The organism is Lentzea flava (assembly GCF_014648475.1).
Taxonomy (GTDB): domain Bacteria; phylum Actinomycetota; class Actinomycetes; order Mycobacteriales; family Pseudonocardiaceae; genus Lentzea; species Lentzea flava.
The window spans coordinates 42,966-69,274 of the sequence record NZ_BMRE01000007.1; the positions used below are offsets into that span (position 1 = coordinate 42,966).

The window sequence follows — 26,309 nt, forward strand, 5'->3', positions numbered from 1 at the left end:
AGCACGTGTTCTCAGGGGGCGGTAACGGCACTGTATCCGATAATGATCTGATGTTCGACCTCCATCGCCTGCGGCTGCTGCGCGAGCTTTCCCAGCGGGGCACGCTCGCCGCCGTCGCCCAGGCGCTGAACTACAGCCCGTCGTCGGTCTCGCAGCAGCTGTCGTTGCTGGAGACCGAGGTGGGCGTACCGCTGCTGGAGCCGGTCGGCAGGCGGGTGAAGCTCACCCCGCAGGCCGAGATCCTGGTGCGGCACACCGAGGAGGTGCTCGCCAGGCTCGAACTGGCGGAGTCGGAGGTCGCGGCGTCACTGCACGAGATCACCGGGACGCTGCGGGTCGCGACGTTCCAGACCGCGGCACTGGCGCTGATCCCGGCGACGTTCGCCCGCATGCGAGACGAGCACCCGTCACTGCGGATCGAGTTCCAGGTCCTCGACCCGGCGGAAGCGCTTTCCGGCCTGAACGCCAGGGACTTCGACCTCGTCTTCGGTGAGGAGTGGCCGGACCAGCCGGAGGCGCGCTTCGCCGGGCTCGAGTACCGGGAGCTGTGCCGGGACCCGATCCGGCTGGCCGTGCCACGTGGACTGTCGATCACCGAGACCGGCTCGTTCCCGTGGATCATGGAACCACCCGGCTACCCGCAGCGGACGTTCAACGTGAACTGGTGCCGCCACCACGGTTACGAGCCGGACGTGCGCTTCTCCTCGACCGACGTGCTGGTGAAGTTGCGGTTCGTGGAACGAGGCCTCGCGGTCGCGCTGCTGCCGGACCTGATCTGGTACGACCGCGAGGTCACCGTCGACCTGCACGAGCTGCCGGTGCCGCAGTCGCGGCTGCTGTTCACTGCGGCACGGGCAGGACGAGGTCAGCATCCCGCCGTGCGGGCGTTTCGCGAGGCGCTGGCTCTTTCCGTAGCGCCGCTCCAACCCCGGCGGTGATGACCAACGCGATGGCGCACAACGAGATCAGGCTCAGGTGCTGCCCCAGCAGCACCGCGCCGGCGAGCGCGGCGGCGGCCGGTTCCAGCGCCAGCACGACCCCGAACGTGCTGGCCTGCAACGTCTTGAGCGCCCTGATCTCCAGCGTGTAAGGAATCGCGGACGCCATCAGCGCCACGAGCGTGCCGAGCACGAGGATCTTCGGCTCGAACAGCGTCGCACCGGCCGTCGAGAGCCCGTACGGCAACGTCAGCGCCGCCGCGATCAGGCTCGCCCCCGCCAGACCACCGGTGCCGAGCCCTTCCGTCGCGAGCCTGCGTCCCGCCAGCACGTAACAGGCCCAGAACACCGCCGCGAACAACGCGAGCACCACACCGATCAGGTCCAGCCGCGCGCCGGTGTACTCGCGCACCCCCAGGATCACCACGCCGACGAGCGCCAGCCCGACCCACACGAAGTCCCTGGCTCTGCGGCTCAGCACCGCCGCGAGCCCCAACGGCCCGAGGAACTCGATCGTCACCGCCACCCCGAGCGGAATCCGGTCGAGCGCCAGGTAGAACGTGCCGTTCATGCCGGCCATCGTCAGCCCGAGCACGAGCGTCTCCTGCCGGAACTTCGGCCTCGCCACCACCGCCAGCATCAACGCCGCGATGCCGAGCCGCAGCGCCGTCGCGCCGGGCGCGCCGATCTGGCCGAAGAGCTGACTCGCGAACGCCGCGCCGAACTGCAGTGAGATGACCGAACCGAGGACCAGGAAAACCGCCATGCGCCCAGCCTCGCTGACCAGCTCTCTTCGGTAAAGCGAATGTTTTCGAGCGATATCGTTCGGTTTTGTCGACCATTTAGACTGGCTGGTGCGATGAGACGCAAACCCTCCTCCCCGCTCCCCCAGCGCAACGGCCTGGACGCCGCACGGCTGAAGCTGCCCGCCGACGGCCCCTGGTCGTCCCTGCGCGACCACCTCGTGGAGCGCCTGCCGCGGGTGGCTCCGGCACGGATCGAGGAGATGCTGCGCGAGGAGCGCATCTGGGCCGTCTCGGGCCCGCTCGGCATCGACGCGCCGTTCGTGCCCGACAGCTACATCTGGTTCCACCGCGACCTGCCCGTCGAGGTGCCCGTACCGTTCGACGTGACCGTCGTGCACCAGGACGACGACATCGTCGTGGCCGACAAGCCCCACTTCCTGGCCACCATCCCGCGCGGCCGGCACATCATGCAGACCGCGCTGGTCAAGCTGCGCGACTCGCTCGGGCTGCCCGACCTCTCCCCCGCGCACCGGCTCGACCGGGTCACCGCCGGGCTGGTGCTGTTCGTGGTGCGCCGCGAACTGCGCGGCAAATACCAGACGATGTTCCGCGACCGGTTGGTCACCAAGGAGTACGAGGCGATCGCCCCGCACTCCCCGTCGTTGACGCTCCCCACCGTCGTCCGCTCCCGGATCGTCAAGGAGCGCGGCGTCATCACGGCCTTCGAAGTGGACGGCGAGCCGAACGCCGAGACGCACGTGTCCCTTGTGGAGCATCGCAACGGCTTGGGCCGCTACCACCTCAAGCCCCTGACCGGCCGCACCCACCAGCTGCGCCTGCACATGTCCGGCCTCGGCGTGCCGATCGTGAACGACGACTTCTACCCCGTGCTCCGGGAACGCCCGCTGGACGACTTCTCCTCACCCCTGCAGCTCCTCGCCCGCACGTTGTCCTTTGTGGACCCGATCTCGGGCGAGGAACGTTCCTTCACCTCAGGGCTAAAGCTGTCCGCCTGGTCATGAGATGTGCGTGCGCCGGGTCGCGATCGGCTGCGGCTCCCAGATCCGGTTCATCCGCTCCAGCAACCGCTGGGCGAGCGCGCTCATCGCGGGGTGGGTCTCGGTGAACCCCGCCACCACCCGCGCCCGGAACATCAACCGGCCGCGCGCGGTCGTGCTGTACCAGAACCAGTCCTCGTCCACGACCCTGGCGAGGTGGTCGGTGCCGTCCCGCTCCGCCCGCTGCACCAGCGCGTCACCCTGCACGAACCACCGCACGCAGGCGTCCTCCAGCGGCTCGGGGGCACGGCCGCGCTCCTCGAAGTAGGCCAGCTCGGCGGCCTCTCGCAGCGCTTTCGGCGTCTCGGACACGGTCGCGCAGGTCGGGAAGCCGATCCGCAGGTACACGAGCTCGGTGAGCCCGTCGCCGAGCATCGCGCCTTCCAGGTCGACGAACCGGGCTCCGCGTTCGGTGTACATGTCGTTGCCGGGACACGGATCGCCGTGCAGGAGGTCGAACCTGCCGGTGTCGGTGAAGGCGAGCTCGGTCTCCGCGTCCCCGGCCTCGACCTCCAGCGCGCGCACGAACCGCAGGAACGGCTCCGGGTCGGGAACCTCCTGGCGCGGCAGGACTCCCGCGTGCTCGGGTCCCGTGGCCTGGTGCAGCCGGGCGAGCCCGCGGGCGTAGTCGATCACCCAGTCCTCGCCGAACGGATGGGACGGCAGCCGCTCCAGCACGACCGTCCTGGTGTCCGGGTCGACGTCGAGAACGCGCGGCACCACGCCGGTGTGCCCGGCCAGCCGCAGCGCGGTGACCTCGCGGGTGAAGGCGGCCGCATCGCCGATGACCTGCTTGACGATGCGGTCGCCGTCGGCCCACACGCGGGACCGCACACCACTTTTCAGTCGTTCCATCAGGCCAGTGTGAGCGCGTACAGCTCCACTCGCGGGTCGTTCGGCAAAGTCACCGAGCGGACCGTCTTGGCCGCGTCCAGCCGCAACGACTGCCCGAACAGCCGGACCGGCGGCCCGTCGACGCCCTGCCCTGCCTTGATCCGGTGCGGCATCTCCAGCACGACCGGCCCACCGCCGGCCCAGTCCGGCACCGTGGCCGCCACCTCGGCCGAGGTGCCGTCGGTGTACCAGACCGTGAACGCCGTCGACACCGGCCCGTTGTGCGACGCGCCCACCACGTGCAACCAGGAGAACTTCCCTGCGGGCAACAACAATCCTTGCCCCCGTGCCTCGACGAAGTTCGGAGCGGTTCCGGTGGGGTCTGGTGCCTGGTACGTGATCCCGCCCCACGTGACAGGACCGGCGGCAGGCAGCAGCGCGGCGTCGTAGCTCCAGCCCCCACCGTCGAAGTTGCCGGAGGTGGAGTCAGCCACCGTCGCCGTGCCGTCGTGGTTGCGTTCCGGCCCGACGTCCACCGAACACGTCGAGAACGCGCACACCGCGGCAGGTTTGACCTCGACGACGGCCTTCACCGTCACGGACTCGACCTTCACCGAGACCGAGTACGCGCCAGGAGCCGTCCCAGCAGGCACCGACACCGTCAGCGGCACCGTCTTCTGCACAGGCAGATGCCGCGACACGAGCACAACCGGCCGGGCACCGCTGACCGTCCACCCCGCGGGCGCGGTGACGACAGGCCGGACGGTCGTCCCGGACGGCGACTGCGCCAGCACGTCGAGCTGCAACGTCAGCGACTGCGCGGAATCCGACGCCGGCATCACGATCTCGCTGTTCCGCAGCGACGCGGACACCGCACGCCGCGGGTCGAGGTTGCCGTCGTTCAGCGACGGCGGCTCGTCCGCACGCCCGGTGCCCCACGACGAAGGCCGCGACGACACCTCGTACGCCAACTTCCCGCCGCGCTCCAGCGAAGACCACGAAAGCCACGTCTTGCGGACATCGCGGCCGTTCAACGAAGCACTGCGCACGTACCGCACCGAATCCGAGACGTCCGGCGCGGTCACCGTCAGCGTGCCGCCCTGCGCGCCGTACTGTCCGATTCGGACGGTCGCGGACGGGAACTGCGGCGAGGACAGCGCCAGGAAGTCACCTCCGTTGAAGGTCGGGTACATCCCCAGCGACGAGAAGACGTACCAGGCCGACATCGTGCCCAGGTCGTCGTTGCCGGTCATGCCGTCGGGGCCGGTCGTGAACAGCGTCATCGCCGCGCGCACGACCGTCGCTGCCTTCCACGGGGTGCCCGTCCACAGGTACATGTAGGGCGCGAGCAGGTCGGGCTCGTTGTTCGGGTTGTAGGTCGGTTTGCCGTAGTAGTCGTACGGTTCGGTGATCCAGTCGTGCCGCGCGGTGCCGGCGGGGTCGGCCAGCAGCTTCTCGTAGGCGAAGAACGCGTCGAGGCGTTTCTCGGCCTCGCGGCGGCCGCCCATCAGCGACACCAGACCGGCCGGGTCCTGGGGGACCAGCCACTGGTACTGGTAGGCGCCGCCCTCGTGGAACTGGTGCGACGCGTCCACCGGGTTGTACGGCGTCAGCCAGGTGCCCGCGACGGTCCGGGGCCGGAACTGGCCGATCGAGGAGTCCCACAGGTTGCGGTACCACTGGCCGCGATCGGCGAACAGGCGGGCGTCGTCGCGATGGCCGAGGCCGCGGGCCATCAACGCGAGGGAGGCGTCTGCCGCCGAGTACTCCAGGGTCGCCGAAGCCGGGTGCACGCAGTCGTTGTCGCCGCCCTTGTGCGCGCAGTCCGTGCCCAGCTTCAGGCCGGACGGGATGTAGCCGCGGTCCGAGTAGTACTGGACGCCGGACCGTCCGTTGTAGGGCGAGCTCGCGGGAGGAAGCGACAGGGCGTTGGTGCGCAACAGCTGGTACGTCTCCTCCTCGTACCCGCGCAGCAAACCCTTCGACCAGGCCTCGACCAGGAACGGCGTCACGGGGTCACCGGTCATGATGTTGGTCTCGGACGACGCCAGGGCCCAGCGCGGCAGCCATCCTCCGTCACGTCCACTGGCCACAACGGACAGTGCGACGTCGCGTGCCACCCGCGGTTCCAGGATCTGCAGCAGCTGGTTCTGCGGTCTGTAGGTGTCCCACAGCGAGAAGTTCTGGTACGGGGTGTAGCCGGACGCGGTGCGCACGCGGCCGTCGAAGCCCATGTACTTGCCGTCGACGTCACCGGCGAGGTTCGGGTGCAGCACCGAGTGGTACAGCGCGGTGTAGAAGGCGACCTGCCGGTCCCGCGACCCGCCGGACACCCGCACGGCGTCCAGCTGCTTCTTCCACACGTCGCGAGCCGCGGCCACCACACCGTCGAAGTCGTAGGAAGGAGCCTCCGCCGCGAGGTTCTTCCGCGCGCCCTCCAGACCGGTGTAGGACAGGCCGATCTTCAGCACCACGTCGCGGTCGGCCGTGGCGTCGAACGTGACCCAGGCGCCGTTGCCGCCGGTTCCGGCCGCGTCGCGAACGCCCGGCGTGGGAACGCTCCCCCGCCACGCGCCGAAGGACGCGAACGGACGGTCGAACGACGCGGTGAAGTAGACGGTGTGCTCGTCCTTGCCCGCGCAGAACCGGCCGTTGCGCACCCGGCCCTCGATGGTCCGGTCACCGACGACGTGGATCTCGGAGTCGAGCACCGTCTGGTTCGACCGTCCGGTGTTGAACAGGACGTTGGCCGCGCCCGACGAGGGGAACGTGTAGCGCTGCCACCCGGTCCGCTGAGTGGAACCGAGCTCGGCGTTGATCCCGTAGCGCGACAGCCCGACGCGGTAGTAGCCGGGCCGGGCTGTCTCGTCCGAATGGCTGAACGCCGACTTGTAGGCGTTGATGTCAACGTTGTCAACGGACCCGACTGTCGGCATCACCGGCAGCTCGCCCATGACGCCGCAGCCCACGCCGGACAGGTGCGTCTGCGAGAACCCGTAGATGGAGGTGGCCTTGTAGTCGTATCCGCCCTGACCTCCCGTATCAGGGCTGACCTGCACCATTCCGAACGGCACCGAGGCGCCGGGAAAGGTGTTGCCGAAGTTCTGCGTTCCCACGAAGGGATTGACGAGCGACGAAGGGTCTGCGTCTGTTTGTGCCTGTGCAGGGACTGCTAGACCCAGTAACAGCCCGGCTACAACCAGTGTCCGCATGAACGCAGTATTGTCTGATCGTCGCCGCCCCGACACCCATCGGAGGTCGGCGATGCGCGCACTGGCCGCAACGCTGCTGCTTCTCGTCGCGTTCGCGCTACCGGTTCAAGCCGCCACCGCGCTCGACACGGTCACGACGGCGAGCGTCTACGGATGTCTTCGCACCAACGGCGCTGGCGTGTACGACGCGACGGTCAACAAGACGTTCGTGACGTACTCGGGCACACGGCACGACATCTACGTGAAGGCGTTCGACCACACCACGGCCACGTGGTCGGCGGCGGTCAAGGTCGCCGCGCTGAACCTGACGCACGACAACGCCTACCACGACTACCCGGTGCTCACGCAGCTCGGCGACGGCAGGCTCGCCGTCTTCCGCGCCACGCACACGAGCTCGATGCAGCTCTACACCGCGCCCACGCCGCGTTCGATCACCGGCACGTGGACCGCGCGGACGATCAGCACCGACAGGAACACCTACCCCGAGCCGGTCGTCACCGGGAACACGATCCATCTGTTCTACAGCCACAACACGGATCTGTCGCACCCGTACCGCACGTACAAGATGATCAAGTCGACGGACAACGGCAAGACCTGGTCCGCGCCGCGCATGATCATCGACTCCGGCCGCACGACCGACAGGTACGCCGAGGTGTACGCGTTCGGCGTGACGCAGCGCGGCGGCCGGATCTACCTGACCTGGTCGATGCACGGCGGACCCAAGGGCCACAACGGCGGCGGCAAGAACATCCACGTCGCCTACTTCGACACGGCTTCGAGCACGCTGTCCACCGCCGGCGGCGCCACGCTCGGGAACACCGTCGACGCGGCGGACCTCGACAAGACCCGTGTCGTGACGACGAACCCGCTCGACCTCCCCGCCGGCAAGGATCTGCCGGAGGAGAACCCGGTGACCGTGCCGCTGACCGACGGCTCGCTCGTGCTGGGTTACGGCGTGCACACCAGCACGAGCGCCAAGATCGTGCTCGCCAGGTTCGCGAACAACGCCTGGACGTCCACGACGGTCGACACCTCGACGTCGTTGTTCAAGGACCTCGTCGCGACCGGCACCGGCGTCGACTTCTCCTACGCCAGCGCGGACCGCAAGCGGCTCATCGTGAAGTCGTGGACGCCTGGCGGGAGCGCGAAGACCAAACACGACCTCGTCGTGCCGTACTCGGCCGGCGCCGACACGACGTTCTACGCGAACTTCGTGGAGAACCGGCCGAGCGACCTGATCGCGAACACCATCGACCACGAGACCCGCAAGACCAACCACACGGGCAAGTGGCCGGTGTTCTCGCTGCGCGGCTAGCTAGCAGCGCTTGCTGGATTCCGCGGTGTAGTTGTCGCCCATCTGGATGGAGACCATGCCGTAGCCGGTGGTGCAGACGTTCAGGGTGTTGGCGGGCTTGCCCCACAACTCCTTGAGGCTGTACTGGGTGCTGTTGCCACCCTTGATGGCGTTGGGCTCCGAGTCGGACGCGCTGCTGTAGGTCAGCACGCCGACCTGGAGGCTCCAGCCCCTGCCCTCGGCCGCCTGCGCGGCGCGGAAGCTCTCCCAGGTGTAGACGTACCCGTAGTTGTGCCCGCAGCCGGCGAACTGCTTCACCGAGGCGATCTTGTCACCGCGGTACTTCACGTACCCGGTCGAGCCGATCTGCGCGGCACTCGCGCAGCCGGGCACTGTCTCGGCGTTGGCGATGCCGGGGAAGACGAAGCCCAGCAGCACGAACGCGGTGGCGATGATTGCCCTCTTCATGAGCCGATCATCGCCACCCGCGCTGACAACTCCCTGACACGCGAGTAAGCAGGAACCATGCCCGTACAGCTCAACCACACGATCGTCCACGCCACCGACCAGGAGCGCTCGGCACGGTTCCTCACCGAGCTCCTCGGCCTGCCGGAGCCGGTCCGCTTCGGCCCGTTCCTCGTCGTCGAGGTCGCGAACGGCGTCTCGCTCGACTACCTGACCAGCCCGGGGCCGATCACCGGGCAGCACTACGCGTTCCTGGTGACCGAGGAGGAGTTCGACCAGATCTTCGGGCGCATCCGGGAACGCGGACTCGACCACTGGGCCGACCCGTTCCACAACCAGCCGAACCAGATCAACCGCAACGACGGCGGTCGCGGCGTGTACTGGGACGACCCGGACGGTCACGCGCTGGAGATCATCACCCGGCCCTACGGCTCCGGTTCCTGAAGCAGGAGCTCGCGGCGTTCCTCGCCAATGTCTCGCACGAGACCGGCGGGCTCGTGCACATCCGGTAGATCAACCAGAGCGGTGACTACGGGCAGCAACCTGTACTGCTGAATAGGTCTAGACCCTTGACTGGTCTGAACCACTGGTGCCAATCTCAGCCTAGTTCACATCCTTGATTCCTCGGGCGCGCAGACTCCAGGAGTGGGTGACCCTTGCTGAGAAAACGCATCTTGGCGTCTATCGCGGCAGGTGTGATGGCGGCGGCGTTCGCCGTCATCGCGCCGGCCGCATCCGCACAGGCGGAAGTGACCGCGCAGGCGTGTACGTACACCGACTGGGTGCAGGGTCAGTGGTACACGGCAGGCTCGATCGTGAGATTCGAAGGCAACTTCTACATCGCCGAGCACGACAATCCCGGTTACAGCCCAACGGTTTCCACGTGGTACTGGGAACCGACGAGCTGTGACGGCGGCGGCGGAGGTGGCGGCACCTGCACGTACACCGACTGGGTGCAGGGCCAGTGGTACACCGCGGGCTCCATCGTCCGGTTCGAAGGCAGCTTCTACATCGCCGAGCACGACAACCCCGGCTACAGCCCAACGGTTTCCACCTGGTACTGGGATCCGTACAACTGCAACGGCGGTGGCGGCGGAGGTGGCGGCGGCAGCTTCGTCGTCAGCGAGGCCCAGTTCAACCAGATGTTCCCGTCCCGCAACAGCTTCTACACCTACAGCGGCCTCGTGGCGGCGATGAGCGCGTACCCCGCGTTCGCGACGACGGGCAGCGACACGGTGAAGAAGCAGGAAGCGGCGGCGTTCCTCGCGAACGTCTCGCACGAGACCGGCGGCCTCGTGCACATCCGCGAGATCACGCCGGGAACCTACTGCGACACCAGCAAGCCCTACGGCTGCCCCGCCGGTGCGCAGAACTACTACGGCCGCGGCCCGATCCAGCTGTCGTGGAACTTCAACTACAAGAGCGCCGGCGACGCGCTGGGCCTGCCCCTGCTGACCAACCCGTGGCTGGTGGAGCAGGACGCGGCCGTCGCGTGGAAGACGGGCCTCTGGTACTGGAACACGCAGACCGGACCCGGCTGGACCACCGGCCACAACGCCATGGTCAACGGCAACGGGTTCGGCGAGACGATCCGCAGCATCAACGGATCACTGGAGTGCAACGGCGGCAACCCCGCCCAGGTCCAGAGCCGCGTCTCGAAGTACCAGCAGTTCGTCAGCATTCTCGGCGTGCCCGCTGGAGCGAACCTGTACTGCTAGGACGCGAGCTCGCCCTGGGCGGAGTGCTCAAGCACCTCTCCCAGGGCGAGCGCGCCTGCACGACCGCCCAGCTCCACTCGGACTAGGCCGCCAGCTGTTCCTTGACCTGGGCCAGCGACGGGTTGGTGAGCGCGGAACCGTTCGGGAAGTGGACGGTCGGCACCGTGCGGTTGCCGCCGTTCACGCTCATCACGAAGTCGGCCGCGCCGGGCGTCTCCTCGATGTTGATCTCGACGTACTCGATGCCCTCGCGGTCGAGCTGGTTCTTCAGGATCCGGCAGTAGCCGCACCACGAGGTCGAGTAGACGGTCAGCTGGTCGGGAGCCATCAGAGGCACTCCTCATCGAGGTCGGAAGAAGTCATGAGTATCAACGCACGACGAGGAGGGATTCATCCCGGGGGTGCGGCAGCTCACTTGTGCCGCAACAGCTTCGAACCCGGCTTCTGCGACTCGAAGTCGAGCTTCGCCCAGTTCCTGTCCTTGGGCACGGACAGGATGCGCGCCTCGTCCAGCAGGCCGTCGAACGAGCGCTTGCGGTTGTTGCTTCCGGGCGTCTTCTCGTTGTTGCCGATCGTCACGGGCTCGGTGCCGGTGGTCTTCCACGCGTTGGTGTCGGTCTTGCCGACCTCGAGCTTGCCGTTGATGTAGTAGTAGGCGTTCGGCTTGTCGATGACGAAGACGAAGTGGTACCAGGTGTTGTTCTTGACCTTCGTGTAGGCGCCGGACGGCAGCGGGCACCAGTCGTAGTTCGCGACGTCGATGCACGGCTCGGTCTGGTCGCCCTCGCCGAAGTAGTGGATGCGGAAGCCCGTCTCCCCCTTGGCGAACATCGCGATGTACGCGGCCGGGTGCGTCCTCGCGTTCGACCAGATCGAGAACGTGCCCTTCGACGGCAGCGGGTTGAACAGGCCGCTCGACTCACTGCCGGGCAGCAGCACGTACTCGCCGCGGGCCCTGGTCAGCGACAGCGCGTTGCCGACCACGCCGGTGCCGGTCGCGTCGCCGGTGATGCCGACGCCCTTGCCGTCGAGGTTGCCCACCGAGTCGCGATAACCGGCGGCCGCGCCCTTCTCGGCGAGGTGGTGGGCGGTGATCCAGCCGTCGGCCTTCGGGAAGACCGCGGCGCCGTTGCTCTCGGACGACGCCGCGGGGTTGCCCCACTTCAGCGTCACGGACTGGGTGGCGTTGTTGCCCTTGACGTCGGTCCGCACCCAGATCGCCGCCCGTTTGGCGGCCGCGTCCCACTTCTCGATCTCGTACGGCAGCGGCCTGCCAGCCGCGTCGTCGAACCGGATGTCCGCGCCGTCCGGCTTGGCCTGGCCGAAGTCGAAGTTGCCCGCGTCGAGCCTGACCGGCACGGGGAAGCCCCTGACGTCGCCCGCGACGTTCGCGCCCGAGGCAGAGGTGTCGATGGTGATCTTGCGCTGGTGTGCCCAGCCCGCCCGCGCCTCCGATGCCGCCACGGGCACCAGGAGGGCCGCGAGCACCGCGGCGGAGAGGGTGAGAGTGCGCCCTGTCTTCTGCATGTGGTCCCTTTTGTCCGGGGCGGCGGACAACTGAGGTTTACTGGAAACCTTATTGCCTGTCAGCCCCGCGTCACCCGAACGGACCAGCCACGCGAGATCGTCAGGCAATCGTCAGGTCAATTCGCCACCTCGTGGGTGAGCATGGTTCGCGCACGGCACCGAAATTTCGGCCGTGCAATTAGCTCTGCCTTCGCCAACGTATTACCGTGCAATTCAGTCACCCATTCGGCGGCCCTTTCTCGACAAGGGTATCCGATATCGTCTGACTTCCGCCGCCGGTAACACACACCGGAAAGAAAGGCTGGCCATGCTGAAAATGGTGGCGGCTGCTGCCCTAGTGGTCTCCGCGGTTCTCACCGCGCCCGCCGCGCACGCAGTTCCCGACGTTCCCGATTTCGTCACGATCGACGTGGTCACCGTGAACGGTTCCGGCTGTCCCGCCGGCACCGCCGCGGTCGCGGCCGCCGACGACCGCACGGCGTTCACGGTCACCTACAGCGATTACCTCGCCCAGGCCGGACAGGGTTCGTCGCCGACAGACTTCCGCAAGAACTGCCAGCTCAACATCAGAGTCACCTATCCACAGGGCTTCACGTTCGGCATCGCCCAGGCGGACTACCGCGGGTTCGTGCACCTGCAGGCAGGCGCGACGAGCACCGAGAAGGGGAACTACTACTTCCAGGGCATGTCCCAGGGCGCGAGCCGTTCGCACAACTTCTCCGGCCCGAAGAGCGACAACTGGCAGGCGACCGACCGCGCCCAGGTGTCGGAAATCGTTTACGCGCCGTGTGGCGAAGTCCGGCACCTGAACATCAACACCGAACTCCGGGTGAACGCGGGCTCGTCGAAGGCCGCGAGCTTCATGACCATGGATTCGACCGACAGCAGTGTGAGCACGAAGTACCAGTTCTCCTGGAAGCGCTGCTGATCCAGGCACCCATTGCCGCCGCCCGTTCATTTTGTTGAACCTCAGACGGAAAGGTGCCCCATGCTCAACACACTGGCCGCGGCCGCGCTCGCGATGTCGACGATCATCATTCCGCCCGGAGGCGCGCCCGGCACGACGCCCCCACCGGACATCATCACGATCGACGTCGTGACCATCAACGGGTCGGGCTGCAAGGCGGGTACGGCAGCGGTCGCCGTGAGCCCGGACAACAAGGCGTTCACCGTCACCTACAGCGAGTTCATGGCGCAGGTCGGCCCCGAGGCGAAGCCGACCGACTTCCGCAAGAACTGCCAGCTGAACCTGCGCGTCAACGTGCCGTCCGGCTTCACCTACGGCATCGCGTCCACCGACTACCGCGGCTTCGCGCACCTCGAGCGCGGCGCCACGGCCCTGGAGAAGGCCAACTACTACTTCCAGGGCATGTCGGAAACGGCCTACAAGCAGCACAACTACAAGGGCCCGTTCAGCGACGACTGGCAGGCGACCGACACGACGGACGTCGCCGCGATCGTCTACCACCCGTGCGGTGAGAAGAGAAACTTCAACATCAACACGGAGCTGCGGGTCTCGGCGGGCACGTCGGACCCGAAGAAGGTCACGAGCTTCATCTCGATGGACTCGACCGACGGGTCGATCGAGACGACCTACCACTTCGCGTGGAAGACCTGTCCACCGAAGCCGTGATCCCGGTGCCGGGCACTTCGGGAAGAGGTGCCCGGCATCTCCGTTCTTCTGCGAAGATCGTCTCCTGACGACGTCTGGGGGGACGATCATGAATCTGCCTGTGCTGGCCGGTGTGGAGCCCGGCGCGGACTTCCACGCGATGGTGGACGCCATCGCCGAGCGGGTACGACCGGAGAAGAGCTGGGTCGCGGTCCTGCTCGACGACCAGCCGGACAGCTCCGCCCGCCTCGACCTGGTGCGGCTGGCCGTGATCGCGGCGCTGGAGCGCGGTGCCAGGGCGTTCCAGGTCGTCCCGGTCACCGCCTGCTACTGGCATCCGGTCGGCGGTGAGTGGCTCGTGTCGCGCGAGGAACCGGCCCGTCCGTTCACCTTCTCCAACGGCTCGGCGCAGCCGCCCGAACGCACGGTGACGCTGGCCGAGACCGGCAGCGGGACGGTGCTGGTGCGGGTGAACGGCACGCAGGTCGAGGTCCGGCCGCCGTCCGAACACCAGTGCCGGACTCTGCTGGAGTCAGGGGTGCGCGGCACGCCGCTGCGGTTCCCGGTCTTCCCGAGCTCGGGTCCGTCGATGATCGCGCGCGGCACCGGCCCGCACGAGCTCGTGCTGTGGCGGTGCGGTCTGCCCGCGACCCGGTTCCGGCTGCCCGGTCCCGTGCTCGCCGCGATCCACGTGACCGACCCGTACCTGGAGTCGCTGACCGCGCTGATCGAGGTCGACGGCGAGCTGGTGGTGCACTGCGAGGGCAACCAGGACACCGGCCTGCACGAGCTGCGCGTGCCGATCGGCTTCAGCGTCGCCGAGGAGGCCGAGCGCGACCTGTCGCCGCTGTACCTCGACCTGGACGAGCCGTGGCGGTTCGGCGTCTACTTCCGCCGCGCCGGGCAGTGGTGGAACCTGCACTACCGCGGTGGCGACATCACGCTCGAACCGTCGAGGGCCGTGCTGCACCAGCCGGGATCGGTCCCCTTCCACACCAAGATCGACGGCGCCGGCCGGGTGCTGTTCGGGCCCGACCACTCGACCGCCGGCCTGCGCGACACCGGCTGGACCGCGTGGGGTCCAGGCCTGGAGGACACGGTCATCCCCGTGCCGTCCGGTGAGCAGGTGCTGGCCCTGACGAAGATCGCGGGCCGACCGGCGCTGCTGACCCGCGAGGGCGATGCCCTCCGGGTGCGGCTGGAGACGGAGGCGCGCACGGTCGTGGAGCACGCCGGGCCGGTGGTACACCACTACGGGCTGCCGTGGGTGGCCGTGCAGCGCTCGGCCCACCTCGTCGAGGTGCTCGACGTCGCGACCGGCGCGGTGCTGCACCGCCTCGGCACGGCCTGACCGATGAAGGGCTCCTTCATCCACCTCACGTGGATGAAGGAGCCCTTCATCGTTGATCAGATCAGGAAGCGGTAGGCGGTGGTGCCCGGCGCCACGTGCTGGATCTTGAGCGGGGACTCCTTCATCCGGCCCCACAGCAGGTCGTAGTCCTCGCGACGGCCAAGCTCGATGCACACCAGCGCGGCGCCGGTCTCCCGGTTGTCGCGCTTGATGTACTCGAACTGCACGATGTCGTCGTCCTTGCCCAGCACCTCGTCGAGGAACCGCCGCAGCGCGCCAGGCTCCTGCGGGAACTCCACCAGGAAGTAGTGCTTGAGGCCGCGGTGGACCATCGACCGCTCGACGATCTCGGCGTAGCGCGAGACGTCGTTGTTGCCGCCGGAGAGCAGGCACACGACCGTCGAGTCGGGCGCCACCGTGATCTCCTCCAGCAACGCCGCCGAAGCGAGCGCGCCCGCGGGCTCGGCGATGATGCCGTCGATCTGGTACAGCTCCAGCATCTCCGTGCACACCGCGCCCTCGGCCACGGTGAGGAGCTCGGCGCCGCTGTCGCGCACCATCGGGAACGTCACGTCGCCCACCCTGCGCACGGCGGCGCCGTCGACGAACGAGTCGACCTCCGGCAGCGTGACCGGGGTGCCCGCCTGGATGGCGGCGATCATGCTCGCCGCGCCCGCCGGCTCCACGCCGATGACGCGGGTCTGCGGGAAGCGCTCGGCGAACCACGTGCCGACGCCCGACAGCAGTCCGCCGCCGCCCACCGGCACCACGACCACGTCGGGGGCGCCGCCGAGCTGCTGCACGATCTCCAGGCCGACGGTGCCCTGGCCCGCGACCGTGCGGCGGTCGTCGAACGCCGGGACCAGGGTCGCGCCCGTGGCCAGCGCGTACTCCTTGGCGAGCGCGGCCGCGTCGTCGTAGGTGTCGCCGTCGACGACCAGCTGCACCATGCCCTGGCCGAGCGCGGAGATGCGGTCGCGCTTCTGGCGCGGGGTGGTGCGGGGCACGTGCACGCGGCCGGGGATGCCGAGGCGGCGGCACGCGTAGGCCATGCCCTGGCCGTGGTTGCCCGCCGACGCGCAGACGGCGCCGCCGACGGCGAACTCGGTCTGGCAGAGCAGGTTGAACGCGCCGCGCAGCTTGTAGGACCGGCCGACCTGGAGGTCCTCGCGCTTGAACCACACCCGCGCGCCGGTCCTCTCGGACAGCCGCTGGTTCACCTCGAGCGGTGTGGTGCGGGCGACTCCACCGAGCCGGGCTGCGGCGGCGGACACCTCATCAGCGAAGGACATGACATTACATCTTTCGTGAACGACTCGGGTCTGGCACGCGTACCCCTGGAAAGACAGGGGAGGTACTCGTGTTTCGCCTTGTGGGCGTTCTGACGCTGCTCATGATGCTCTCCGCGGTTCCCGCGCACGCCCATGGCGCGCCCACCGACCCGGCGAGCAGGGCTTTCCTGTGTTCGCCCGGTCAGACCACAGCATCATCCTCGCCCTGCCGCAGTGCCGTTCAGGCGGGGTTGCCGTCCACGGAGTGGGACAACATCCGGCTGGCGAACGTGGCGGGGCAGGACGCGGCGAGGGTGCCGGACGGCAAGCTGTGCAGCGCCGGGATCCCGAAGTACGCCGGGCTCGACCTGCCCTCGGCGGAGTGGCCGGCGACGAAGCTCAGGAGCACGTCCTTCACCTACCGGGCGACGATCCCGCACCAGGGGTCGTTCCGCTTCTACGTGACCCGGGACGGCTACTCACCGACGCGCGCGCTGCGGTGGGCGGATCTGGAGCAGTTCCTGAGCGTGCCCACTCCCCCGCTGGTCAACGGCGCGTACGAGTTCAAGGTGCAGCTGCCGAAGCGGACCGGGCGCCACCTGATCTACACCGTCTGGCAGAACACCGACACGCCGGACACGTACTACTCGTGCACGGACGTCGAGATCGCCGCACCGGCACCCGCACCGGCACCCGCGCCCGCGCCTGCTCCCGCACCGGCGCCCCAGGCCAAACCGGCTCCGGCGACGCCGGTGACGACCTCCAGCTCCGCGGCACCGTCCACGCCGAGGTCGAGCACACCGCGTCCCGTTCCTGTTGCGTCGAGCGCCGAACAACCTCCGTCCAGCGCAACGAGGTTCGGCCTGTCCGCCGTGGTGGCGGCGCTGGGCGGCCTGGTCGTGATCGGCGGATTCATGTTGTGGCGCAAAAGAATTCTGTGAACGTCCCGGTCCCCGATAGGTCTGGACCATCCCTACGATGATCTTCGGGCGCGCAACCCTGCGATGGTGAGGTGTGTGCCCGGATGGCTCGAAAACTGGTGACACTGCTGGCTTTGCTCGGCGCCGCGCTCTTCCCGGTCGGCCTCTCGGCCACCGGCCCGGCCCAGGCCGCCCCGTTCAAGGTCCTCGGCTTCTACTACGGCACGAACGACCTCGCGCACATCTCGTTCGTCAAGGAAGCCAACCCGTGGCTGACCCGCGCCGGGCAGGAGAACGGTTTCACCTACGAGGCGACGACGGACTGGAACCGGCTGAACACCCTCACCCCGGCCCAGGCCCAGGTCGTGGTCTTCCTCGACGACCTGCCGAGCGGCACCCAGCGCGCGGGTTTCCAGCGCTACATGGAGGCGGGCGGCGCGTGGCTCGGCTTCCACGTCTCGGCGTTCACGCAGAACGCGAACGAGTGGTCGTGGTACCACAACACGTTCCTGGGCAAGGGGAACTTCGTCAACAACACCTGGGGGCCGACCACCGCGACGCTGAAGGTCGAGACCCGCACGCACCCGTCGACCGCACGCCTGCCGGAGAGGTTCACCTCCTCGGTGAGCGAGTGGTACAGCTGGTCGCGCGACCTGCGCACGAACCCGGACATCCAGATCCTCGCGAGTGTCGACCCGTCGAGCTTCCCGCTCGGCACCGACCCGAACCAGCAGTGGCGCAGCGGCTACTACCCGATCATGTGGACGAACAAGAACTACAAGATGATCTACGCGAACTTCGGCCACAACGCGATGGACTACGCCAGCAACAGGCCGCTGTCCTCCACCTTCGCGAGCGCGGACCAGAACAGGTTCCTGATCGACAGCCTGCTGTGGCTGGGAGGTGGCGGCACCCCGCAGCCGCAGCCCGACTGGAAGACGCTCGTCAACAAGGGCAACGGCAAGTGCGTCGACGCGCGGTCCGCGGGCCTCGCGAACGGCACGGTCGTCCAGCAGTACTCCTGCAACGGGACCACCGCGCAGAACTTCCGCGCGGTGCCCACGAGTGACGGCTACTCACGCCTGGAGTACCGCAACGACCCGGCCAAGGTGCTCGACGTGAGCGACGTGTCCACTTCGGACGGTGCGGGCATCCACCTGTGGGACTACGTCGGCGGCGCCAACCAGCAGTGGCGCGTCACGACCGGCGCCGACGGCTACTCGACGCTGACCGCGCGGCACTCGGGCAAGTGCCTGAGCGCGCCGGCGGGCGGCACGGACGGCGTGCAGCTGGTCCAGGCGACCTGCACCGGGTCGGCTGCGCAGAGCTTCAAGATCGGCTAGTGCGACTGAGCGCAGGCCCGGTCACGGTCACCCGTTCCCCCGGTCTCCTGGCAGCGGAGGCCGGGTGGGACGTGCCCAGGAACCCGTACATGTCGTTGAGCTGGTGCAACGCGGACACCGCGTCCCGCCACACCGGGCACGGCCACGCGCGATGGCGCCCGTACCAGGCGCGGCACGACTTGCACCGGTGCCGCTCGTTCGGCTCGTGCACGCGCAGCAGCCCACGCCACCACGGCAGGGCCGCGCGCAGCTGTTCGCGCAGCTCGTAGACCTCGTCCGGGGAGGCCGTCCGCGCGAGCTGGTCCATCGTCCGGTAGACGACGTCGATCACCGTCCGGTGAAAGGAACCCTGGCGCTCCGCAAGGGCCATGTCCGCGCTCCTCCTCACCGCAGTTGAGACAGGATCGTCAGGAGTCTATGTTGACCATAGGCGGGTTTCAACTGGCGAAAATCCCGTCACCCAGATAGCCCTTTCCGTGAGTGGAAACGCTCACCGCGCGCAACGGGGGGAGCCGGCAATGGCGGGGGAACGGTCCCTGGCTGACAAGCTCAACCACCTCTTCGCCGTGCACACCGCCCGTTCCGGCCAGGAGTACAGCAACGAGCAGGTGGCGGCGGCGATCGCGGACACCGGCGTGACGATCTCCCAGAGCTAGATCTGGCAGCTGCGCAAGGGCAAGAAGGACAACCCCACGTTCAAGCACTTGCAGGCACTGGCAGGCTTCTTCGGTGTGCCCGTGAGCTACTTCTTCGACGACGAGGTCACCGACCGGGTCGACGAGCAGCTGAAGTCGTTGCAGGACGAGCAGACCCGGCTGAACGAGCTCGCCGCGGGCAGCGACGCGCAGCTCATGGCCATGCGCGCGGGTGAGCTGTCGCCGGACCGCCGCCGCCTGGTGATGGAGCTGCTGGACGTCGTCTACCGACAGGAACAGGCCGAACGCGGCGAAGGATGACTCGTGGCCGAACGAGAGTTGCGCAGGCGGTGCCGCCGCCTGCTGAACGAGCTGGACATCCAGCCACCCCTCGACGTCGAGGAGCTCTGCCGCCGCGTCGGTGACCAGCGGGGCAAACCGATCAGGCTGATCGCGCACCCGATCCCGGTGCCCGGCCCGTTCGGCGTGTGGATCGCCACCGCGAAGGCCGACTACATCCTCTACCAGCGGGAAACGTCGAAGGCGCACCAGAACCACATCATCCTGCACGAGCTCGGGCACCTGCTGGCGGGCCACACCAGCGACGAGCAGGACGACGAGCTGCTCGCGGGCCTGTACCCCGACCTCGAACCGGACGCCGTGCGCAGGGCGTTGCGGCGCACCTCCTACGACACCGAGCACGAGCGCGAGGCCGAGACGGTCGCGACGATCATCCTCGAATGGGCGTCGGTGCTGGACAAGGTCGCGCCACGCGCCTCGGAGGGCCCCGCCCGGCGCATGGCCAGCTCGCTCGCCGACCGGCTGGGGTGGCTCTGACGTGGAGTACCTGAAGGAGACGCAGGGCATCGTCGCCCTGAGCTGCCTCGCGATCATGCTCTACCTGCTCGCCCGCCGCCCGCACGACCCACGGCTGCGCAGCGTCACCGGCCTGGTCGCCGGCTGGGCGATCGGGCACCCGTTCGGCAGGGCCGCGGCGGACGGCCGGTGGTTCCTCGGGCTCGACCCGATGGTCTGCCAGCTGATCCAGCACGCCATGCTGCAGATCGGCGTCTACGGCCTGATCTGCTTCTTCGTGTTCTCCGCGCTCGACGACGCGCGGGCGCGCAGGCAGGCGTTGGTCCAGCTGGCGCCGCTGGTCCTCGGCATCACGGTCATGACGTCGGCGGTGCTGGCGATTCCGGACGACCTGCGGGTCGCGGCGGCGCTCGTGCCGCACTCGCTGGGCGGCGGGCCGACCGGTGTCCTCGCGATCACGGTGTTCTACGCGATGGGCAACGGGTATCTGCTCTACGGGTTCGCGGCGATGTTCGTCTGGGCCCGCCGCTACGCCCGCGGCGCCGAACCGCGGCTGCGCAGGGGCCTGCTGATCACCTCGACCGGCCTCGGGCTGCTGGTGCCCGCCGACGCGATCTTCGTGGCGTCCAACGTGTCCCGCTACTTCGGCGAGCCGCTCCCCCGCTGGCTGCTCACCACCGCGGTGTGGTTCCTGCTGCCCGGCGTGCTGTTGTGCTGCGTCGGGGTCGTGTACCCGATCGCGGCGATGCGGCTCTCGGCGATGCGGCTGTGGTTGCGGCACCTGCGCGCCTACCACCGGCTCGCTCCGCTGTGGACGTTGCTGCACCAGTCGTTCCCCGAGGACGCGCTGCACCGCGTGCCGTCGAAGCGCGACGCGTTCTCGCTGCGGGGTGTGCACCGGCGCTACTACCGGCGCGTGATCGAGTGCCGGGACGGGCTGGTGCGGATCAGCCCGTACGTGGCCGAGACGCCGGAGGAGCTGCCTCTCGCCGACCGGCTGCGGGCCGGGCTGGAGACGCGGAGGTCGGGCGCGGTGACCCTGCGGCGCCCCATCGCGCTGGCCGTTCCAGACGGCGACGGGCTGGACGCCGACGTGCGGGAGCTCGAAAAGCTCGCGGTGGCGTTGCGCTGAGCTTATGGTCCGGGGGTGGACCTGCCCGTGATGCCGCCGGTGAAGCCGATGCTCGCGAAGTCCGTGCCCGAGCTGCCGCGCGGGACCGGTCTCGCGTACGAGCCGAAGTGGGACGGCTTCCGCTGCATCGTGTTCCGCGACGGCGACGAGGTGGAACTGGGCTCCCGCAACGACAAGCCGCTCACCCGCTACTTCCCCGAGGTCGTGGAGCTGCTCAAGGAGGCGCTGCCGCCGCGGTGCGTGGTCGACGGCGAGATCGTGCTGGTCACGCCGGACGGGCTGAGCTTCGACACGCTGCAGCTGCGCCTGCACCCCGCCGCCTCGCGGGTGCGCAAGCTGTCCGTGGAGACACCGGCGTCGTTCGTGGCGTTCGACGTACTGGCGTGCGGCGACCAGGACGTCACCGGGCTGCCGCTGGGCAAGCGCCGCACGATGCTGGAGGAGATCGTCACCGAGGTCCCCGGCGTCTACCTGACACCGTCCACGACGGACCCCGAAGTCGCGCAGGACTGGTTCACGCGGTTCGAGGGCGCCGGGTTCGACGGTGTGATGGTCAAGGCGGTCGACGGCGTCTACGAGCCGGACAAGCGCGTGATGTGGAAGGTGAAGCACGAGCGCACGGCCGACTGCGTGGTCGCGGGTTACCGGTGGCACAAGGACGGCGAGACCGTCGGGTCGCTGGTGCTCGGCCTCTACCAGGACGGCGAGCTGCGCAACGTGGGCGTGGCGAGCAGCTTCACCGCGGCCCGGCGCCGCGAGCTCGTCGAGGAGCTCAAGCCGCTGCTCGACCCCGCCGATCACCCGTGGGCGGCGTGGGCGACCTACGCCGGTCCCGGCATGAACAGCCGCTGGAACCCCGAGAAGCAGCTCCAGGTGGTGCTGCTCGACCCGTCGCGGGTCGCCGAGGTGCGCTACGAGCACGTGCAGGGCGGCCGGTTCCGGCACACCGCGCGGCTGGTGCGGTTCCGCCAGGACAAGGACCCGGAGCAGTGCACGTTCGAGCAGCTGGAGGAAGTCCCGCCGGCCGAGCTGGACGCGATGTTCCTGGAGGCGGAGCGCAGGCGGACAATCGAGCCGTGAAGGTGATCAAGCGGGACGGCACGCACGAGATCGAGATCCAGCGGTCGCGGTTCCTGTGCCACGTCGCCCGCGTCGCCTCCGAGCAGGAGGCGGCGGAGTTCTTCGCGCGGATCCGCAAGGAGCACTGGCAGGCCACCCACAACTGCACGGCGTTCCGCACCCGCGACACGCAGCGCTCGTCCGACGACGGCGAACCCGCGGGCACGGCCGGCGTGCCGATGCTGGAGGTGCTCACGCGCCGGGACCTCGTCGACACCGCCGTCGTCGTCACCCGCTACTACGGCGGCATCAAGCTCGGCGCGGGCGGCCTGGTCCGGGCCTACGGACGAGCCGTGTCGGAGGCGATCGACGAGCTGGGCACACTGACCCGCGAACGCCACGAGACCGTGCTGCTGGCCGTGGACCACGACCAGGCGGGCAGGCTGGAGAACGCGCTGCGCGCCGCCGGGTACCACGTCGCGGACGCCGAGTACGGCCACGACGTCACCTTCACGGTCCACACGAAGGACCCGGACGGCTTCGAGGTCTGGCTCGCCGCCCAGACCGGCGGCGCGGTGACCGCGATCAGGGGCGAGCCGGTCGACCTCGACGTGCCGTGAGCCGTGCCTGCTAAGTCTTCGGCTCCGGCGGCGGGTTGTCGGGTTTGCGGATCTCGACGAGCAGGTCGCGAATGTCACCGTTCATGTGCCCTTCATAGGGCGAACGCGTTGTTCGGTTCCGCCGGCTGGACGCCGGACAAACAACGACGGAACAATCCGGCGAGTGCCGAGACCCGAGCGCCCGCTGGATTCCGACGATGACGAGCTGCTCAGGTCCGCGTACGTGCACACGTGCGGCGGTGACGTCGAACAATGGCAGCGAAGATGGCACGAGGTCGCGGACAACGCGAAACCGGCCGATCCCGGGCGGGAACCGCCGTACCTCGGCCTCGGCGCCTTCCAGGCCGCGGACTCCGGCCGGTTTTTCGGCCGGGAGAAGCTCGTCGGACAACTGCTGAGGAAAGTGACCGAACACCCTTTCGTGGGTGTTTTCGGCGCTTCCGGATCTGGCAAGTCGTCGCGCAGAGGCCGGCCGACGTCTTCTCCCCCGGCCCGCACCCGCTGGCCCTGTGGGCCGGGTCCACCGCCGACCTCGTCGTGATCGACCAGTTCGAGGAGGTGACACCGCGCTGCGCGGCGGCTTCAGCCCGGACGGCGGGCTGCTCGCCACGGCCGTCGGGGACAAGGAGATCCGGCTGACCGACCCGCGCACCGCACGGGAGGCGGGCAGGCTGTCCGGGTTGCCCGCGGGCCCCTACGCGGTGACCTTCCACGGGACCCTGATGGCGACCTCGCACACGGACGGCGTGCTGCGGCTGTGGGACGTCGCCGATCCGGCGCGTCCGCGGCTGGTCACCCGGTTGACGGGGCACGACCGCGACGTCGCGGCCATCTCGTTCTCCCCCGACGGCACGTATCTGGCCTCGGGTGGCAACGACACGACGGTGCGGTTGTGGGAAGTGGACGTCGAGCGCGCGGCCGCGCGGTTGTGCGAACGGCATCCGGCGCCGCTGACGCCGCAGCAGTGGGCGGAGCACTTCCCGAAAAGGTGCCCTACCGGCAGGTCTGCCGGTAGGGCACCTTTTCGGGCTACGTGCAGGGAAGTACGTCCGGATCAGCGCCCGCCTTGGGAACCCACCGCACGTTCGCGAACGACGCCTGGAACGCGCCCTCGGTGTAGACCAGGAACGGCGTGTTGACGTTCTCCAGGTCCAGCCCCTTGTCGGCGAAGCAGCTGACCGCGACCTTCACGGTCGCCTTCTGTCCGATCGGGAGGCTCCGGAACGCTTGCGTGGCATCGAGTTCCGCCATGCACGGGTAGTTGCAGTGCGCGCTGATGACCGTGCGGGCGGCCGGGGCCTGGTGCACGATCACGTCGAACTCGAGGGCCGCGTTGGCGTTGCCGTAGCCGCGCAGGTCGCTGCCGGTCGGGCTCTGCAGGTACACCTGGCCGGGACCGCTGCCGGTCCACGTCGTCTTGAGCGCGTCCTGCTGCACGTTGACGTCGGACTGCACGACGTTGATGTTCGCCTGCGAGGCCTGGCCGTCGGGACCGATCTCGAGGCCCCAGTTCTCCGGTGAGCCGAGGTAGCTCTTGTACGGCGCGATGTCCGCGCGGTTGAAGATCTCCAGGTCCTCGGTGGCCTCGCCACCGCCACCGCCGGAGCAGGTGCCGCCGGGGCTCGACTCGTCGAGCGTGCCGACGTTGCCGGTCTGCCAGTCGCGCAGGCCGTAGCCGCGCTTGAACAGCGGGTCCTGGCTCGGGTCGTTGAGCGGTGTCTGGCAGGCGCTGCGCGGCCACGAGTAGGACAGCTTGCCGGTGAACCCGTTGTGGCGCCCGCGGATCAGCAGGTCCGCGATGCCCTGGCCCTCGGTGCCGGGCAGCCACGCGGCCACGAACGCGTCGGAGCGGTTGATCTCCTTGTTCATGTACATCGCGCGGCCGCCGACGTAGACGGTGATCACCGGCTTGCCCTTGCCGGACACCTTGTCCAGCACGGCGAGGTCCTTGGGGTACAGGCGCGCGGTCTCGAGCGTCCGCTTGCCGATGTCGCCCACACCCTCCGCGTACGGCGTCTCACCGATGACGGCGATGACGGCGTCGAACTGTGCGGGGTCGACGTTGTCCGCGTTCTCGGAGAACGTGACGTTGGCGGCGCCCAGGGTGTCCTGGATGCCCTTGAGGATGCTGGTGGCGTTGGGGAAGTCGGCGTTGGTGTTGCCGGTGCCCTGCCACGACAGCGTCCAGCCACCCGTCTGGTTGCCGATGTTGTCGGCGCTCTTGCCGACCACGAGAACCTTGCTGCGCTTGGACAACGGCAGCACGCGCTTGTTGTTCTTCAGCAGCACGGCGGACTCCCGCACGGCCTTGCGCGCGAGTTCCTTGTGCAGCAGCGCTTCCTGCTCCCCGGCGTGCTCCCGCTGCGAGGGCTTCGGCGCGTCGAACGTGCCGGCGCGCAGCTTGACGCGCAGGATGCGGGTGACGGCGTCGTCGATGCGGGCCATGGGGATCTGGCCGCTCTCGACCTGCTGGACGGTGTTGGCGATGAACGCCTTCCAGTCGTTGGGCACCATGATGATGTCCAGGCCGGCGTTGATCGCCTGCGGGCAACTCGCGTTGGTGCAGCCGGTGACCTGCCCGATGCCGTTCCAGTCGGAGACGAGCAGCCCGTCGAAGCCCATCTTGCCCTTGAGGATGCCGGTCTGCACGTACTTGCTGCCGTGCACCTTGCCCTCGTTGATGACGTCGTTCGTCCAGCTGTTGAACGAGATCATCACGGTCTGCGCACCCGCGGCCAGCGCCCCGTAGTAGCCCTGACCGTGAATGTTGATCATTTCCTGCTCGGTGCTGGCGTTGACGCCCTGGTCCTTGCCACCGGTGGTGCCGCCGTCACCGATGAAGTGCTTGGCGGTGGCGATCACGCCGTCCTCGCCGATGCGCTTCTTCGCGTTGTCCTGCAAGCCCTTGACGGCCTCGTACCCGTAGGCGCGCGTGATCCGCGGGTCCTCCGAGAACCCTTCGTACGTGCGCCCCCACCGGTCGTCCCTGACGACGGCGAGCGTCGGCGCGAACGCCCAGTCCTGCCCGGTGGCCCGGATCTGCTCGGCCGTGGCCTCACCGATGTCGCGGACGAGGCACGGGTCGTGCGCGGCGCCAAGCCCGATGTTGTGCGGGAACACCGTCGCGCCGTAAACGTTGTTGTTGCCGTGCACCGCGTCGATACCCCAGATGACGGGAATCTTGGTGCGCGTCTGCTTCGACGCCTCCCAGTAGGCGTCGGCGAGCTTCAGCCAGTCCTGCGGCGTGGCCTTCTTGTTGGCGCCGGGCCAGCTGCCACCACCGTTGAGCACCGACCCGAACCCGTAGGTCCTGACGTCGTCCGGGGTGATCGCGGCGATCTCCGGCTGCGTCATCTGACCGACCTTCTCGGCCAGCGTCATGTCCTTGAGGATGGCCTTGATCCTGGCCTCGTCCCTGCGGTCGCCCTTGAGCTGGCTCTCGACCTTCGGCCAGTCGCTGAGAGTGGGCAGCGACTTCTCGATGCGGGCACACCCGTGCTCAGTCCTGGGCTGCCCGATGACCGGTTGTTTCGGCCCCTGCGCTTCCGGCGCGGCAACGGCCGCTGTCGCGCTGGCGGCGAGCGTCAGCCCCAGCACTGCGGCGAGCGTGCTTCTCCACTGCATGCCGCAGATCCTCAACTTTGTGTTACGTCTGCGTCAATGGGAACGCTCTCACGACTTTGTTCCGGTACCCGATCGGGCCTCGTCCTGGCATCGCACGGGCGGGGGCACTGTGGTCCGGTCGGCCGCCGGGCCGC

28 protein-coding genes are annotated in these 26,309 nt (G+C 68.6%); 18 read left to right on the plus strand and 10 right to left on the minus strand.

Going from position 1 to position 26,309, the window contains the following annotated elements; genetic code table 11:
- Positions 1–50 precede the first annotated feature (50 nt).
- Positions 51–938 carry a LysR family transcriptional regulator gene (locus IEZ09_RS12055; protein ID WP_189253733.1) on the plus strand — a complete coding sequence of 296 codons (888 nt, stop codon included), beginning with the start codon at positions 51–53 and terminating at the stop codon, positions 936–938.
- Here IEZ09_RS12055 and IEZ09_RS12060 read toward each other — a convergent pair.
- Positions 841–1,704 carry an EamA family transporter gene (locus IEZ09_RS12060; RefSeq protein ID WP_189253734.1) on the minus strand — a complete coding sequence of 288 codons (864 nt, stop codon included), beginning with the start codon at positions 1,702–1,704 and terminating at the stop codon, positions 841–843. The two genes, IEZ09_RS12055 and IEZ09_RS12060, sit on opposite strands and share 98 nt — an antisense overlap.
- Before the next feature lie 93 nt (positions 1,705–1,797).
- Between IEZ09_RS12060 and IEZ09_RS12065 the strand changes: the two genes are divergently transcribed.
- Positions 1,798–2,706: an RluA family pseudouridine synthase gene (locus tag IEZ09_RS12065; RefSeq protein ID WP_189253735.1), complete on the plus strand. Its 909-nt coding sequence runs from the start codon at positions 1,798–1,800 to the stop codon at positions 2,704–2,706.
- Here IEZ09_RS12065 and IEZ09_RS12070 read toward each other — a convergent pair.
- Both IEZ09_RS12070 and IEZ09_RS12075 read right to left on the minus strand, forming a co-directional pair.
- Entirely contained in the window at positions 2,701–3,597 is an 897-nt protein-coding gene (locus IEZ09_RS12070) for a phosphotransferase family protein (RefSeq protein ID WP_189253736.1), read from the minus strand. The two genes, IEZ09_RS12065 and IEZ09_RS12070, sit on opposite strands and share 6 nt — an antisense overlap.
- Positions 3,597–6,788: a GH92 family glycosyl hydrolase gene (locus IEZ09_RS12075; RefSeq protein WP_189253737.1), complete on the minus strand. Its 3,192-nt coding sequence runs from the start codon at positions 6,786–6,788 to the stop codon at positions 3,597–3,599. Before IEZ09_RS12075 ends, IEZ09_RS12070 begins: the two co-directional genes overlap by 1 nt.
- 52 nt (positions 6,789–6,840) lie before the next feature.
- Here IEZ09_RS12075 and IEZ09_RS12080 point away from each other — a divergent pair, with 52 nt between their 5' ends.
- A complete protein-coding gene (locus IEZ09_RS12080) occupies positions 6,841–8,103 on the plus strand; it encodes a BNR-4 repeat-containing protein (protein ID WP_189253738.1) in 1,263 nt (420 codons plus the stop codon).
- Here IEZ09_RS12080 and IEZ09_RS12085 read toward each other — a convergent pair whose 3' ends face one another.
- Entirely contained in the window at positions 8,104–8,550 is a 447-nt protein-coding gene (locus IEZ09_RS12085) for a hypothetical protein (RefSeq protein WP_189253739.1), read from the minus strand.
- Positions 8,551–8,607: 57 nt separating this feature from the next.
- On the opposite strand from IEZ09_RS12085, the gene IEZ09_RS12090 reads away from it, so the two are divergent.
- The gene (locus tag IEZ09_RS12090; RefSeq protein WP_189253740.1) at positions 8,608–8,991 is read left to right on the plus strand and encodes a VOC family protein; all 384 of its coding nucleotides are present in this window, start codon (positions 8,608–8,610) and stop codon (positions 8,989–8,991) included.
- Positions 8,992–9,245: 254 nt separating this feature from the next.
- On the plus strand, positions 9,246–10,265 hold the full coding sequence (locus IEZ09_RS12095) for a chitinase (RefSeq protein WP_189253741.1): 1,020 nt from the start codon (positions 9,246–9,248) through the stop codon (positions 10,263–10,265).
- 82 nt (positions 10,266–10,347) lie between these two features.
- Here IEZ09_RS12095 and IEZ09_RS12100 read toward each other — a convergent pair whose 3' ends face one another.
- Both IEZ09_RS12100 and IEZ09_RS12105 read right to left on the minus strand, forming a co-directional pair.
- Positions 10,348–10,593 (minus strand): mycoredoxin, encoded by a 246-nt coding sequence (locus tag IEZ09_RS12100; RefSeq protein ID WP_189253742.1) that lies wholly within the window; start codon positions 10,591–10,593, stop codon positions 10,348–10,350.
- A gap of 83 nt (positions 10,594–10,676) precedes the next feature.
- Entirely contained in the window at positions 10,677–11,792 is a 1,116-nt protein-coding gene (locus tag IEZ09_RS12105) for a DUF2341 domain-containing protein (protein WP_189253743.1), read from the minus strand.
- 307 nt (positions 11,793–12,099) lie between these two features.
- Here IEZ09_RS12105 and IEZ09_RS12110 point away from each other — a divergent pair, with 307 nt between their 5' ends.
- The 3 genes from IEZ09_RS12110 to IEZ09_RS12120 all read left to right on the plus strand — a co-directional run bounded on the left by IEZ09_RS12110 (position 12,100) and on the right by IEZ09_RS12120 (position 14,755).
- Complete coding sequence (locus tag IEZ09_RS12110) at positions 12,100–12,720, plus strand: DUF4360 domain-containing protein (protein WP_189253744.1); 621 nt, start codon at positions 12,100–12,102, stop codon at positions 12,718–12,720.
- Positions 12,721–12,780: 60 nt separating this feature from the next.
- Entirely contained in the window at positions 12,781–13,425 is a 645-nt protein-coding gene (locus IEZ09_RS12115; protein WP_189253745.1) for a DUF4360 domain-containing protein, read from the plus strand.
- 88 nt (positions 13,426–13,513) lie between these two features.
- Positions 13,514–14,755: a hypothetical protein gene (locus IEZ09_RS12120; RefSeq protein WP_189253746.1), complete on the plus strand. Its 1,242-nt coding sequence runs from the start codon at positions 13,514–13,516 to the stop codon at positions 14,753–14,755.
- A 56-nt stretch (positions 14,756–14,811) separates the two neighbouring features.
- Here IEZ09_RS12120 and ilvA read toward each other — a convergent pair whose 3' ends face one another.
- Positions 14,812–16,047 carry a threonine ammonia-lyase IlvA gene (gene ilvA, locus IEZ09_RS12125; protein ID WP_189253747.1) on the minus strand — a complete coding sequence of 412 codons (1,236 nt, stop codon included), beginning with the start codon at positions 16,045–16,047 and terminating at the stop codon, positions 14,812–14,814.
- Between the two features lie 68 nt (positions 16,048–16,115).
- Here ilvA and IEZ09_RS12130 point away from each other — a divergent pair, with 68 nt between their 5' ends.
- Positions 16,116–16,967 (plus strand): lytic polysaccharide monooxygenase auxiliary activity family 9 protein, encoded by an 852-nt coding sequence (locus tag IEZ09_RS12130; protein WP_189253748.1) that lies wholly within the window; start codon positions 16,116–16,118, stop codon positions 16,965–16,967.
- Positions 16,968–17,050: 83 nt separating this feature from the next.
- A complete protein-coding gene (locus tag IEZ09_RS12135) occupies positions 17,051–18,289 on the plus strand; it encodes an RICIN domain-containing protein (RefSeq protein ID WP_189253749.1) in 1,239 nt (412 codons plus the stop codon).
- Here the strand turns inward: IEZ09_RS12135 and IEZ09_RS12140 are convergent.
- Positions 18,276–18,659 (minus strand): hypothetical protein, encoded by a 384-nt coding sequence (locus IEZ09_RS12140; RefSeq protein WP_189253750.1) that lies wholly within the window; start codon positions 18,657–18,659, stop codon positions 18,276–18,278. The two genes, IEZ09_RS12135 and IEZ09_RS12140, sit on opposite strands and share 14 nt — an antisense overlap.
- A 148-nt stretch (positions 18,660–18,807) precedes the next feature.
- Here IEZ09_RS12140 and IEZ09_RS46325 point away from each other — a divergent pair, with 148 nt between their 5' ends.
- The 7 genes from IEZ09_RS46325 (at position 18,808) to IEZ09_RS47835 (ending at position 23,092) form a co-directional block, all read left to right on the plus strand.
- A complete protein-coding gene (locus IEZ09_RS46325) occupies positions 18,808–18,945 on the plus strand; it encodes a hypothetical protein (RefSeq protein WP_229812478.1) in 138 nt (45 codons plus the stop codon).
- A gap of 48 nt (positions 18,946–18,993) precedes the next feature.
- Entirely contained in the window at positions 18,994–19,245 is a 252-nt protein-coding gene (locus IEZ09_RS46330; protein ID WP_229812479.1) for a hypothetical protein, read from the plus strand.
- 3 nt (positions 19,246–19,248) lie between these two features.
- Positions 19,249–19,761, plus strand: coding sequence for an ImmA/IrrE family metallo-endopeptidase (locus IEZ09_RS12150; protein WP_189253751.1), 513 nt, complete (start codon positions 19,249–19,251; stop codon positions 19,759–19,761).
- Between the two features lies 1 nt (position 19,762).
- Positions 19,763–20,872 (plus strand): MAB_1171c family putative transporter, encoded by a 1,110-nt coding sequence (locus IEZ09_RS12155; protein ID WP_189253752.1) that lies wholly within the window; start codon positions 19,763–19,765, stop codon positions 20,870–20,872.
- Between the two features lie 15 nt (positions 20,873–20,887).
- The gene (locus IEZ09_RS12160; RefSeq protein ID WP_189253753.1) at positions 20,888–21,952 is read left to right on the plus strand and encodes an ATP-dependent DNA ligase; all 1,065 of its coding nucleotides are present in this window, start codon (positions 20,888–20,890) and stop codon (positions 21,950–21,952) included.
- Positions 21,949–22,551 carry a YigZ family protein gene (locus IEZ09_RS12165; RefSeq protein ID WP_189253754.1) on the plus strand — a complete coding sequence of 201 codons (603 nt, stop codon included), beginning with the start codon at positions 21,949–21,951 and terminating at the stop codon, positions 22,549–22,551. The genes IEZ09_RS12160 and IEZ09_RS12165 overlap by 4 nt, the downstream gene beginning before the upstream one ends.
- Before the next feature lie 223 nt (positions 22,552–22,774).
- Positions 22,775–23,092 (plus strand): nSTAND1 domain-containing NTPase, encoded by a 318-nt coding sequence (locus tag IEZ09_RS47835; RefSeq protein WP_368856144.1) that lies wholly within the window; start codon positions 22,775–22,777, stop codon positions 23,090–23,092.
- Between the two features lie 153 nt (positions 23,093–23,245).
- Here IEZ09_RS47835 and IEZ09_RS46335 read toward each other — a convergent pair whose 3' ends face one another.
- Positions 23,246–23,431 carry a hypothetical protein gene (locus IEZ09_RS46335; protein ID WP_229812480.1) on the minus strand — a complete coding sequence of 62 codons (186 nt, stop codon included), beginning with the start codon at positions 23,429–23,431 and terminating at the stop codon, positions 23,246–23,248.
- Between IEZ09_RS46335 and IEZ09_RS47840 the strand changes: the two genes are divergently transcribed.
- Positions 23,352–23,690, plus strand: a complete 339-nt coding sequence (locus IEZ09_RS47840) for a WD40 repeat domain-containing protein (RefSeq protein ID WP_368856145.1) — start codon at positions 23,352–23,354, stop codon at positions 23,688–23,690. The genes IEZ09_RS46335 and IEZ09_RS47840 overlap by 80 nt on opposite strands.
- Here the strand turns inward: IEZ09_RS47840 and IEZ09_RS12180 are convergent.
- Entirely contained in the window at positions 23,581–26,175 is a 2,595-nt protein-coding gene (locus IEZ09_RS12180) for a glycoside hydrolase family 3 protein (protein ID WP_189253757.1), read from the minus strand. The two genes, IEZ09_RS47840 and IEZ09_RS12180, sit on opposite strands and share 110 nt — an antisense overlap.
- Between the last annotated feature and the right edge of the window lie 134 nt (positions 26,176–26,309).